This window comes from Halomonas sp. MES3-P3E, assembly GCF_002836035.1.
Lineage (GTDB): Bacteria > Pseudomonadota > Gammaproteobacteria > Pseudomonadales > Halomonadaceae > Vreelandella > Vreelandella arctica.
Genome location: NZ_PJBT01000186.1, coordinates 84,955 through 97,482, shown reverse-complemented (window position 1 = coordinate 97,482; position 12,528 = coordinate 84,955). Strand labels below are relative to the sequence as shown.

Annotated in this window: 10 protein-coding genes; 3 read left to right on the top strand and 7 right to left on the bottom strand. The window is 53.4% G+C overall.

The features are described 5' to 3' along the window. Positions 1–26 precede the first annotated feature (26 nt). Together CXF87_RS16285 and CXF87_RS16280 are read left to right on the top strand one after the other, a co-directional pair. On the top strand, positions 27–533 hold the full coding sequence (locus tag CXF87_RS16285) for a TRAP transporter small permease (protein ID WP_035587466.1): 507 nt from the start codon (positions 27–29) through the stop codon (positions 531–533). Further along, positions 533–1,846: a TRAP transporter large permease gene (locus CXF87_RS16280; protein ID WP_101147352.1), complete on the top strand. Its 1,314-nt coding sequence runs from the start codon at positions 533–535 to the stop codon at positions 1,844–1,846. The genes CXF87_RS16285 and CXF87_RS16280 overlap by 1 nt, the downstream gene beginning before the upstream one ends. An 81-nt stretch (positions 1,847–1,927) precedes the next feature. Here CXF87_RS16280 and zigA read toward each other — a convergent pair whose 3' ends face one another. From zigA to CXF87_RS16265, 3 genes are all read right to left on the bottom strand, one after another. Next, a complete protein-coding gene (gene zigA, locus CXF87_RS16275; protein WP_101147351.1) occupies positions 1,928–3,154 on the bottom strand; it encodes a zinc metallochaperone GTPase ZigA in 1,227 nt (408 codons plus the stop codon). Positions 3,155–3,397: 243 nt separating this feature from the next. Further along, entirely contained in the window at positions 3,398–4,726 is a 1,329-nt protein-coding gene (locus tag CXF87_RS16270; RefSeq protein WP_101147350.1) for a short-chain fatty acid transporter, read from the bottom strand. A gap of 35 nt (positions 4,727–4,761) precedes the next feature. Then, a complete protein-coding gene (locus CXF87_RS16265; RefSeq protein ID WP_101147349.1) occupies positions 4,762–8,178 on the bottom strand; it encodes a molybdopterin-dependent oxidoreductase in 3,417 nt (1,138 codons plus the stop codon). 92 nt (positions 8,179–8,270) lie between these two features. On the opposite strand from CXF87_RS16265, the gene CXF87_RS16260 reads away from it, so the two are divergent. Beyond that, the gene (locus CXF87_RS16260; RefSeq protein WP_101147348.1) at positions 8,271–9,188 is read left to right on the top strand and encodes a LysR family transcriptional regulator; all 918 of its coding nucleotides are present in this window, start codon (positions 8,271–8,273) and stop codon (positions 9,186–9,188) included. 128 nt (positions 9,189–9,316) lie between these two features. Here CXF87_RS16260 and CXF87_RS16255 read toward each other — a convergent pair whose 3' ends face one another. The 4 genes from CXF87_RS16255 to CXF87_RS16240 form a co-directional block, all read right to left on the bottom strand. After that, complete coding sequence (locus tag CXF87_RS16255; RefSeq protein ID WP_101147347.1) at positions 9,317–9,592, bottom strand: TIGR03643 family protein; 276 nt, start codon at positions 9,590–9,592, stop codon at positions 9,317–9,319. A 3-nt stretch (positions 9,593–9,595) separates the two neighbouring features. Further along, on the bottom strand, positions 9,596–10,990 hold the full coding sequence (locus CXF87_RS16250) for a PepSY-associated TM helix domain-containing protein (protein WP_101147346.1): 1,395 nt from the start codon (positions 10,988–10,990) through the stop codon (positions 9,596–9,598). A gap of 96 nt (positions 10,991–11,086) precedes the next feature. Then, on the bottom strand, positions 11,087–11,719 hold the full coding sequence (locus tag CXF87_RS16245; RefSeq protein WP_101147345.1) for a class I SAM-dependent methyltransferase: 633 nt from the start codon (positions 11,717–11,719) through the stop codon (positions 11,087–11,089). Positions 11,720–12,033: 314 nt separating this feature from the next. Beyond that, a complete protein-coding gene (locus CXF87_RS16240; RefSeq protein WP_232774945.1) occupies positions 12,034–12,381 on the bottom strand; it encodes a helix-turn-helix domain-containing protein in 348 nt (115 codons plus the stop codon). Between the last annotated feature and the right edge of the window lie 147 nt (positions 12,382–12,528).

The following is a 12,528-nucleotide window of genomic DNA, read 5'->3' as shown; positions in this document are numbered from 1 at the left end:
TGTGGCTATTTTCGTTAGGGCCTTTTATGCGCTACGCACAACGCGGCTATTTGCTGCTACTCAATGGCATGGCTCTTCTGGCCGCTATCATGCTGGTATGGCTGATGGTGGCCGTAGTGCTCTCGGTGGTCATCCGTAATTTGGGGCTCCAGCCCTCTGCGTGGTTTTTCCTTTCTACCGAGTACGCCATGTTTTACCTCACCCTGTTAGGGGCACCCTGGTTGGTGCGTCAAAAAGGGCACGTGCATATTGAGTTGCTGACCTCCGTCCTGCCTCTGCCAGCGCTCAACATTCTAAGCCGAGGGGTATCGCTGCTATGTGTCGTGGTGTGCGGCGTGCTGGCGTGGAAAGGATTGGATCTATTTCTGCTCAACATTGAGCGCACAGACTATGACGTGCGTGCCTACTTTGTGCCGAAGTGGATACTGACCATCGTATTCCCTATTAGCTTTACGTTAATGGCGATTGAGTTTGGCCGCTTTGTAGTGGGCCATGAAATACTTCACAGCGGCGAAGCGGGGATGAAAGAATAATGGAATGGTACTTTGCGCTCGCTTTTCTGCTCTCGCTGATACTTATCTTTATGGCGATTGGCACTCCGATAGCCTTGGCATTTTTAGCCGCTAACGTCATCGGTGCCTGGCACTTTATGGGTGGCCAAACCGGCATCCTACAGATGCTCAATAACGGTTTCGGCGCGCTTTCAAGCTTCAACCTAGTTCCCATTCCGCTATTTCTACTGATGGGAGAACTGTTTTTCCGAACCGGATTGGGCATGAAAATGTTCAATGCCGTTGACCAACTGATGGGCAAGCTACCGGGGCGCTTATCTTATGTGACGGTGGTTGGCGGCACGGCGTTCTCCACGCTGAGTGGTTCTTCTATGGGCTCCACGGCATTGATGGGGTCGCTGCTGGTACCGGAAATGGAGCGACGCGGCTATAAGAAGAAAATGGCCATTGGCCCCATTCTAGGTACCGGCGGCTTGGCGATTATTATTCCGCCTTCTGCATTGGCGGTACTGTTGGCAACCTTGGCAAAAGTGGATATTGGCGCGCTGCTCATCGCGGGTATTTTGCCGGGGCTGACGCTGGCGGGGTTCTATATTGTCACCATTTTCATCCAAACCAAGCTGGATCCGGATGCCGCTCCTGTCTATGAGTTGGAGCCAGTGCCGCTAAGCGCCAAGCTCAAGCTGATAGTGACCGATATTCTGCCCATGCTCAGCGTGATGGTGATCATTGTTGCGATGATGCTGATGGGGTTTGCTACGCCTTCAGAAGCCGCGGCCTTTGGGGCTTTGGGCGTGATTATCCTGGCGTTTCTTTTCCGCTGCATGACCTGGGAGGCGTTTAAGCTTTCGGTCACCGGCGCGCTAAAAGTCACGCTGATGGCTTATCTGATCGTCTTTGGTTCGGCCACCTTCAGCCAGTTGCTCGGTTTCTCGGGCGCTTCGGGGGGGTTGATCGGTTGGGCAACAGGCTTTGATCTTTCCCCCATCCTGATGCTGTTAGCCATGTTTGCGGTACTGTTGGTGCTGGGCACCTTTATGGAGCAAATCTCCATCATGATGCTCACCGTGCCTATCTTCTTTCCGCTGGCTCAGGCGCTCGGCTTTGATTTGGTATGGTTCGGTATCGTCGTGTTGCTGGCACTGGAAATCAGCTTCTCAACACCACCATTGGGGCTGTTACTGTTTGTGATGAAAGGGGTAGCACCGCCGGGCACGACCATGAGTGAAATCTACTCGGCCGCGATTCCCTACATTCTCTGTTCGATGCTATTGGTCGCCGTGTTGATCGTGTTTCCGGGCCTCGCTACTTGGTTGCCCAGTATGCTGCGGTAAGCGACTTGGCTTGCAAAAAAAAGCAATAAAAAAAGAGAGGCTTCGGCCTCTCTTGTGGTACTTGAGTCGTGCTGTTATCACCTACTCCCAGGAGGGGAACGGATCAGGTAATTTCTTCCATGCTTTCATACCTTCCAGCAGTTCCGCTTCGCTTAGCAGGCAGTCGTCCAGCGCTTCACGCATTTTGGCTTGATCCAGGTTCTGACCGATAAACACCAGCTCCTGGCGCATATCGCCAAACGGTTCCTGCCACTTCTCCATAATAAACTGTCGCGTTTCTGGATCCGTTGGCCAACGCTCTTCGGGGATCGCTTTCCAGAACACACCTGCCGGGCCGTGGTGAGCGATACCGCCTGCCTGGCTCCACTGACCAGCGGCCTGAGGGCGGGTGGCAAGCCAGAAGAAACCTTTGGAACGTAACAGGCCTTTGCCGAACCACTCCTGGTTGAGTAAATCGTGGAATTTCTGCGGATGGAAGGGCCGACGGGCGTGGTAAGCGAAGCTGCCAATGCCGTACTCTTCGGTCTCAGGTACATGCTCGCCGCGCATCTCTTTTAGCCAGCCTGGAGCGAGCTGGGCGCGCTCGAAATTGAACTTGCCGGTATCGAGTACTTTATCGAGCGGTACGCCGCCTTGGGTAATCGGCACTAGTTCTGCATCAGGGTTCAGCGAGCGTAAAATCGCCTTCAAGGCCTCCAGCTCTTTTTCGCTGATGAGGTCTGTCTTACTGATGAGCAGCACATCGCAAAACTCGATTTGATCGACCAGCAGGTCGGCAACGTTGCGCTCGTCGTCTTCACCTAAGCTTTCACCGGCTTCGGCGAGGCTTTGCGCTTCGCGATACTGGTCAAGAAAATTGGCGCCATCGACTACCGTCACCAGCGTATCTAATCGGGCGACGTGGGAAAGGCTCTGGCCGCTTTCGTCCTCAAAGGTGAAGGTTTCCGCGACAGGCAGCGGCTCGGAAATCCCGGTGGACTCAATCACTAGGTAATCGAATTTTCCTTCTCGGGCCAGTTGGCTAACTTCTTCCAGCAAGTCTTCGCGTAGAGTGCAGCAGATGCAGCCGTTACTCATCTCTACCAAGCGCTCTTCTGAACGGTTAAGTGCCACGTCGCCATCCAGCGTCGATTCGCCAGGGCCACCGCGCACCAGTGCACCATCAATGTTGACCTCACTCATGTCGTTAACGATCACCGCCACCCGACGCCCCTCGCGATTGGCCAGAATATGATTGAGTACGGTTGTTTTTCCGGCACCAAGAAAACCCGAGAGCACCGTCACGGGAAGGGGAGTAAATGCGGTCATTGCTAGGTCACCTCTAAACGGGTTTATGCTATGTAATAATATAACAATAAAGAGACGTTTAGATAAAGGCTTGTTTTGGAAATAATGAAGTATGATTGACGTTGCTTAGTAAATGAGTATTTAACACACATAATCAATGAGAAGAGGCCCAAAGTATTGATGAGCCTCTTCTCATGAGTGATCGAGCATTGCTCCTACTAAATAGGTTACTTATACACTCTACTCAATCATTCTGGGCGTATCTCAAGGAAGAATGAGCAAAGTGCCGCCGATGATGATGCCGGAGACTAACAAGATCACCGCACAGAACCCCATAATATCGCGAGCTTTGAGCCCAGCAATCGCTAATGCAGGTAGTGCCCAGAAAGGTTGAAGCATATTGGTCCAGCTATCTCCCCACGCAAATGCCATGGCAACCTTGGCAATATCTGCGTTCAAAGCTTGTGCTGCCTCCATCAGGATGGGTCCCTGTACTGCCCATTGGCCGCCGCCTGAAGGTACGAAAATATTGATAATCCCTGCAGAAATGAAACTAAGCGCAGGTAAAGTAGCTGGTGTGGCATGCTCAATGAAGAGCTGAGCCATGGAGGAGGTTAAGCCTGAAGCGCTCATCATGCCCATAATGCCAGCATAGAAAGGAAACTGGATCAGCACTCCACTAGCGCCCGAAATACCTTCCTGCACACAATCGAGATAACGACGCAAAGTACCGTGCAATAGAATGCCGATGAACAGTAGTGCGAAGATCACCACGTCTAGCGTAAGTCCACCGCCATTAGCCAATGCGTAAACCGCCATCGCGGCTAACCCCATTGCCCCAATCAGTCGTGCTAACCACACCGAACGCTCCAATCGCTGAGCGGGGCGCATATCATCATCGTCACTCTTCGCAGGCAAAACCTCAGGATGTACTTCCACGACTTCCTGCAATGTTACTGGCTGGTCGATGTTGCGCATCATCAGCCGATTGGTTAGCGGCAGAGCAACCAAAAGCGCCGCTAAGATGAATAAGTTAAAACTGCTGAGAAGCGTCTGGCTGGTAGGAATAAGGCCAATGCTGCTTTCCAGAAAGTGACCGGGGGTAGCCAGTGTCAGTGGGACCGCGCCGGATAACCCACCATGCCAAACAAGAAAGCCGGAATAAGCGCTGGCTATCAGCAACCGGTAATCCACCAGGGGAACTCTGCGTGCCAGTTCACGGGCGAGAATGGCTCCAATAACCAAGCCAATGCCCCAGTTAACCCAGGTTACGATGAGAGAGGTTAGTGTCACTAGCACGATAGCACGCTCGGGCGTACGCGCAACGCTCGCGATGCGCTCTACCAGGCGGGTAAACAGCGGCGCCTTAGCAACAATAAAGCCAGTAAGTAAGATGAGCGCCATCTGCATGGCAAAGGTGTGTAGTGACCAAAATCCTCCGCGCCAATGATCAAGCATCGCTACTGGGCTTTGGCCCTCAAATAGTATGCCCGCACAGAACACTACCAAGGTAATGAGCACAACAAGCACAAAAGGGTCGGGCAGGTAACGGTCGAACAGCCGCACACAGCCATTGGTGAAATGTTTTATCATTATTTCGTTTCTCCCGGGTTTATGTGAAAAGCAGGTCAAGCATCCAAACTAAGGTCGGTCAAAGGAACCGATTGGCACGTCAGGCAGCGCCCTTCCTCCGCTGGGGTATCTACCAAGACATGAACGTCCCCCTCCATAAGAGTGAGTGAACAGCTTTCACACTGGCCGACACGGCAACCGCTAGGCAGTTGAATACCCTGTTTCTCTGCGCTTTCAAGCAAGCTGCCGTGCTGAGGCTGCCAAACAAATTCGCGTTGTGAACGTGCTAAATGAATGCGGCGCGGCTGCATAGCGTCTAAGACGGGGCGTGAGGGGGCGGAAAACGCCTCGTGAAAAATCTCAAAAGGTAATATGCCCTGGGCTACCAGTAGGCCACGTAGGGCATCCATCATGACGGTGGGGCCACAAAGGTAGACGCGGGCATCGTGCCCCACGTGTGAGAAGAGCAATTGCTCATCCACAATGCCGGCATGATCGAAAGCACCATCAGCGATATCACTGGGGCTAGGTTCACTGTAAACATCCAACACCTGGAGGCGGGGCAAGCGCTGGCAGAGTTCTTTGAGGCGCTCACGAAACGCATGGCTCTGGCCGCTACGGTTGGCGTACAGCAGCGTGACTGATGGCATCGTGCCAGCACCTTGGGAATCCAGGGTTTCCAGCAGCGATAGAAAAGGCGTAATACCAATGCCACCAGCGATAAGTACTAACGGATGCCGATGACGAAGTGGCAGAGTGAAGTTGCCGCCAGGCATCTTCATGCCAATCTCCATGCCAGCCTGCAACTGGTCATGAATGTGCTGCGATACACTTGGACTCTCTATCAACGAGTGGGAGCGGCGCACGCTGATGCGATAACTCATCCCGGACGTTGACTGAGCTGGAGCCGCGCCGGAAAGCGAATAGGTGCGTTCTATCCAGGCCCCATCAATAGAAAAGCGGAAAGTAGCGTGCTGGCCGGGTAGGTAAGAAGGCAATGGAAAATCGCTGGATGGGGTTAGCCACAGCGAGGTCACATCCTCGCTCTCTTGAATCTTCGCGCTGATGCGCATAGGGCGAAAGCCGCTCCAACGAGTACCCGGTATTTCCGCAGGACGCAGGTCGCAGGCAGCACTACGCAGCGGCAACGCGCCGCTCAGCGGGTCGCGTCGGCGAGCAGAAAGTGCGGCATTAATATTGGCAGAGCCAAGACCATGCAGCGCATAACCAGAACGACCGAGGTCGTGACAGGCCTGCCACCAACCATATTCGGCTACCACCAAATTATTGCTTAGGTTCTCATCGAGCTTAACGCACAGCTGTGCACTACCCTGCTCACCAAGGATCTCTGCCCAAGCGCCTTCCACTAGCCCTTTAGCCTTGGCAAGTGCCGGTGAGATAGACACACTCGGTTCGGGCGCCCGGCGGCGCAAAGAGGCCAACTGGCGTTGTTGGGAGTGGCAGTAATAGCCATTTTTCACCGTGATTAACGTCAATGGCCATTCGGCGGAAGTGGCTGGTTGTGGTGGCACATACGAGGGCACCGCCGGGTAGCCATTCTCTGCCAAGGTTTGGGAGTAGAGTTCTACCCGGCGGCTTAACGTTGAAAAACCCTGACAATGACCCTTTGCGTCCAGCAATGTATGGCGCTCAGTTAGCTGCTCCAGCGGTAAACGAATACCTTCAGGACGGCGGCGTAGTGTCGCTACATCAAGCCCCATTGGGGCAAGCATATGGTTCCAACCTTGCTCAATATCACCGTGGAAGAACGCCTCTGCCATGCCCAAGCGGCAACCAAGATCCAACGCGATTTGGTAATCAGCACGGGACTCACCACGTGGCGACACCATGGCAGGGCGTAACTGCACATGGCGTGCTGCTTCAGCGTTAATCTCAAAACCGATGCGCAAGCCCTCCCGTTCCCACGGGGTATTCACCGGCAGCAGAATATCGGCAAAGGCATTAGTAGGCGTATGGAAAAGATCGCAATGCACATGAAAGTTGAGAGCGGCAAGAGCACGCTCACCGCGCTCGGCCTCAGGCTGTGAAACCAGCATATTGCCGCCAAAGCAGAATAACGCCTCAATGGGGTAGGGAACGCCGCTTTCAATCGCCGCATAAACATCCTCCGCCGTTACCCAACCACTGGCTGCCGGGCCAAGGGGGCGTTTACCAAGCCCCAGTGCTTTTTCCCGCTGTCCCTCTGGCATTAATTCTAAGCCGTTAACGGAGTTGCTCGGCGGTGTGCTCCAGCGGCGATTACCGCCAGGGCGGTCGAAACTACCCGTTAAGGCATAAAGCGTCGCAATAGCACGCTCAGTTTGCGTCGCGTTGGTGTGCTGGCCAATGCCGGTCCAACCGTGATAGCTAACGGCATCACCAGCCTCACCTATCAGTGTCACCGCGCGTAAAATCTGTTCAGCTTTAACACCTGTTACCTGCTCGGCACGCTCCAAAGGCCATTCGGCGCAGGCCTGGCGGTAATAGCTCCAAGCAGGGCGGCAGCGGATTACCTCCATACTCTCCGGGTGAAGTTCATACTCTCCCTCCAGGGCAAGTTGGGCAGCTAACGACTCAGAAGTCTTAAAGCGGTTATCCAAACCAATAGGCGCTCCTTGTTCGGAATGCCATGCCATAAAGCGTTCTGGATTGAGGGGGTCACGTACATAGCGTCCCGTGGCTACGTCCACCAGCAAACAGGCATTGCTCCAAAGGCGAATAAAATCAACATCAAAACGGCCCGTAAGAATCAACTGATGGGCAATTGATAGCGCCAGAGCGCCATCAGTACCCGGATGTGGAGCAAGCCACAAATCGGCCTGTCGTGCATGCGATGTTTCACGAGGATCAATCACTAGTAGCCGGGCCCCCGCCTGTTGGCCCACCCCTAACTCACCAGCTTGGGAAAGCCACACATGGGAAGGATTGTGCCCCCACAGCACGTTAAGTCGCGCATTGGCGTAGTCCGCGTTGGGAGTGCCGCAGCCAAAAGTGAAGGTATGAGCAACATCTTTATGCCAATTACAAATTTCTGTGCCATAGATGGTATTGGGGCTGCCAAAGCTACGGATAAAGCGCTCCACCCAATCGATGCTGTCAGAAAGTGGCGTGCCACTAGGGGTAGTAACAGCGAAGGCAACTCGCTCAGCTCCACGAGCGTGGATCTCGTTCAAGCGGTCGGCAATCTCAGTTAGCGCCTCCTCCCAACTGATACGCTTCCAGCCGGGGTCCCCACCATTTTTTGGGCGGGTGCGCTTAAGGGGATATAAAATACGTTCAGGGTGATTAACCAGCTCCGGCGCCGCACGTCCCTTTGCGCAGGTACCGCGGCCAGTGGGGTGGCCTGCCAATGCCTCAACCGCCACCAGCTTGCCATTTTGAACATGATTGAGCGTACCGCAGCGAGAGCGGCACAGCGTACAAAAGCCGGGAAGGGCGGCGGCGGGAGTCGTTGTAAGTGTTGTAGATGCCATAGGTAAGTGCTCGAAACATTTAATTCATCCTATCGCTCCACAAACGCATCAAGCTAATATGTATTTCAAGTCGATTGATATAGGTTTTATCTATGACGCTGCAGCAATTACGCCACTTCCTGGCCATCATAGAGACCGGCACGCTTTCTATGGCGGCGCAACGTTGCCATATCTCCCAGCCCTCAATGTCAGCCTCGCTTAAAGCGCTGGAGAACGATTTGGGTTGCCTGTTATTCACACGACATTCCAAAGGGTTGTTGCCCACTGCAGCAGGGCAGTCTCTGCAGCAATATGCTGTTCGCCTACTTCACGAAGCGCAGCAGGCTAGAGAAAGCGTTCGGTCATTGCCAGATGAGCCCTGTGGCACCTTGCGCCTCGGGGTAACCGAAACTATCTCGGCCTACATGCTGCCCCGCTTACTTCAAGGGCAACTAAATATATTAAGCGGTGTTCAGCTAACTATTTCTGAAGCCAGTATCGAAGATATTCAACAGCAACTGCGGGCTGGCGACATTGACCTTGGGTTGTTAGTCATCGATAACGTGTCCCCTGCGGAAGACTTTCACTGTGAACGGCTGTTTGACTCCCCACGGCGGCTATGGGCACCCACAGGTCATCCCTTGCTACGCCGAGCTCACGTTAAGTTAAATGACGTGTGTGAATACCCCTTTATTCTGCTAGAGATGGATGAGCATATAGCCACCTGGGAGCGCTACTGGAAAAGGCAGCCGCGTAGGCCACAAGTGATTACGTGCAGCCGCTCTATTGAAGCAGTGCGCAGTTTAGTCGGCATGGGTATCGGCGTGACGATTTTATCCAATCTAGTGTTTCGTCCCTGGTCGCTGGATGGCGACCACTTATCGCGACGTGAACTAGCAGAAGATGTGCCCGGAATGGGCATTGGCCTGTTAAGTAGAAAAGAACCGTGCTCTACCGAAGCCCAACTTTTTACTCACCATTTGAAAGGATTGCTTAAACAGGGCGGGTATTGGGGAAGTGTGAGCGATTAAAAATGGGCTCTAGGTAAGGCAAAACTACCCGTCATTGATGAAACAGCCCCTTCTTTAGGGTCTGTTAAATACTGTCAACCAGCGCGTATTGGAGAGGACGCTTTCGGAAGCATTTCTTTTTCCAATCATCAGCGCTTATATTGCGTCGGGCAGTAGCCGCGAAGTACATCGGGCGAACGCAGAGCTTGGTGCTTGGTGGCACGGCCGGTGACGCGTTTACGCCATAGGCGAAACGAGGCGGGTTTGAGCTGGTGGCGCATTACCTCTATGACATCCGGTTCGGCTAAACCAAACAGCGTTTCAATCGCTTCAAACGGCGTTCGGTCTTCCCAGGCCATCTCGATAACGCGTGACTGCTCGTCATCGGGTAAGCGACGAAAGCGTTTAACGGGTGCTTTTGGCATCGATCACCTTGATGTATTTGAAGAGTGGGCATTTAGGTGGCGGGCAGTGTAACGCTTTTTTACATACCAGCGTAACGCATCGATCACGATGAACATCGCAAGGCTAACGCCTAAAACGGGTAGCGCCAGACCTAGCGCGATAGCAACTAACAGCACGCTGAGCTTGGCTTTGATCGGGAGCAGTAACCATGGCTCTGAAACCGTGGGCAAACGCTGACCACTCGCCGTGCGCAGCCGCCGCCATGCCATGGCGTACCCCCAGCCCATTAGCGTCACAAGCCCGGCAGCGATCAATGCCAGCACTACTTGATTGACCAAGCCAAAGAGAACCCCCATATGCAGGTCAATCCCCCAGCGGGTGAGCTTGGCGGCCAAAGGGAACGTGGCAAAGTCGGTTTGATCGGTCACCGCCATGCTGTGCGGATGCAGCGCGACCTGGTCCACCTGGGTGGGCCAACGCCGATCAATTTCTGCTACCCGCCAAGCCTGGTTTTCACTGGTTGGTGGAGAGAGTTGAATGCGATCTGCCGTTAGCCCTGCCGCACGTGCCGCCATGAGCGCACGATCAAAATCTTCTGGCATTAGTGGTGTGCTGGCTGAAACGGGAGATGCGTGACCGTGATGTTCGGCATGCTCGTCAGTGATTTGGCTATCAGTATCGATCAGTGCTGTTGAGGCGCTAGGCGTGTTCCAACCCCAGGCATTGCGCAGCTCCGCGATATTGCCCCCCGCCCATTGCGACCAAGTAAGCCCCGTCACCGAGAAGAACAGCAGTCCGATGGAGAGTACCAATCCCAGCGTGGCGTGACGTCGCCGGGTTGTAGGGGCTCCAGAAACCCTTTTCAGCGCAGGGCGCTGCCACATCCACAATATGACGCCACCCAAGGCAGCAAGCCAAAGCCACGACGCGGCTAATTCGCTGTAAAGGCGGCCTACATTACCCATCAGCAGCTGACGGTGAAAATGATCAATCGCTGTGCGTAGCGGTAAAATCCCACTAGTGCCGTAAACCGTTGTATCGCCTGTCACGGTGAGCGAAATAGGATCAATAAACACCGCTCTATGTTCCGAAGGGCCAAGGTTCGTTGCGTTAAACATGAGGCGCGTGGTGTCGCCGAGCTCAGGAGCCGGGCGAACGGCGCTTGGGAGCGTAGCATCACCTGAGAAGTCCTGAGCAGCGGCAATCTGAGCGGACAGCGGCTGTGGGTCACCCTGAGTTTCCCCGTAGAGCGTGTCGTGATAGAGCCACGCTTCAAGAGGCGGGCTAAGCAGGTAAGCAATGCCTGATAGCGCTGCAATAAGAATAAAAGGTCCAATAAAAAGACCAATATATAAGTGCAGGCGACTAAGCAGGGCAAACAGAAGCCTTTGGGTACGAGCGGAAGAGGGCGGTGGCATGACAAGAATCCGAGCATGATCGGCGAAGAAGCTTGCCAGAGTAGCCAATCCCCTCGGCAATCACCAGCGTGCAGGCAGCGGTGAAAGGTCACATGCTTAACGGTTAGAAAGCGCTGGTTTGGTAGCTAACAGCGCACGGAACAGGCCATTCATCAGCACGGGTTCATCGTGGCGAGTCGTGAAGCCAGCCTCCGCAAGCAGTGGTTGGGCTTGGCGGGTAATATCGGTGGCAAGTGCTGATGTCAAATGGTTCAACAGGCGTCGGCCCGCCCCAACAGGCTGTTCATCCGGCTGGAACTTATCCATCACACACAGCTGGCCGCCTGATTTCAGCACACGGTGTGCCTCTGCAAGCCCTCGCTGTGGGTTAGGCATGACCGCAATAACCAGATGCATGATGACGGCGTCAAAGTGCTCGTCGGGGTAGTTGAGCGCCTCGGCATCCATCACCCGACACTCCACATCGCGGCGTAGCGTTTCAGCCCGTTTAGCCGTGCGCTTAACCATCGCTGGGGCTAAGTCGGTGGCATGTAATTCAATGTCATGAGGCAGAAAAGGTAGGTCTAGCCCTGTACCGGCGCCGACCAATAACACCCGCATACCTGGCTCCCAATCGACCTGGCCTAGCGCAATACGCCTTGGCCTGCGGAAAGCACGAGCAGCAACCACGTCATAAAAAGGGGCGAAAGCGGTATAGCGCAGGCGATTCCAAGCAGTCGTGTTGAACATAGCGCCTCTTTGCAGCGCAACGCTGCGATGGCTGAGTAGCAAAACCTGACTATTTATCTCAGGCTTTTCTATAGCATAAAAATGGTTGTGCGACCAATAGGGTGCACTAGTGCATTAGAGATTCTTAATTCTGGTTTTATAAGATTAATGTGTGAAGTCAATTGTGCTGTGTTAAATACCATAAAGTGTAGTCAATCTATTATAAAATATTATTGAAATAATAGAGAATACTAGTTGTCTATGGGGCTATGTGGCGATTGCCACGATTGCTTTGTATTAAGATGACAAGAACATGTGCTTGTCATCTTATATAGTTACCTTTGCTGCAAGCGCGTCGTTAAATTCTCCACTAAATCGATCACTAGTTGTCGATCATTTTGGTTTAAAGGTGCCAGAAGCTGTTTCATTCTGCTTGACTGATCATCAATATGAAAGCTTGCTTGGCCGAGTAATTCTGCAGCTTCGCAATTAAAAACCTCCGCAAGTTCTATTAGACGCACAATATTGGGTATCACCCGCCCGCGCTCAATGCGAGAAACGGCTTCATTGCCAACGCCTAAGCGCTCAGCGACTTCTTCCTGGGTCATTTGACTGCGAACCCTTTGTTTGGCAATGGCTCTGCCAATACTGCCTGCGAGCCGATCCTGTTCTGTTTTATTCACAACATCCTCCATTAGACCTAAATAGTTGAGGAACGACCTATTGACATGAAGGGCTGTTTGGGTTGAATATCAACTTCTAAGGTTGGTTTGGATGATAAGGGTAACTTTTTGTTTCGTATGGTTGCTGTTTGAAGTATTAGTGGTTGG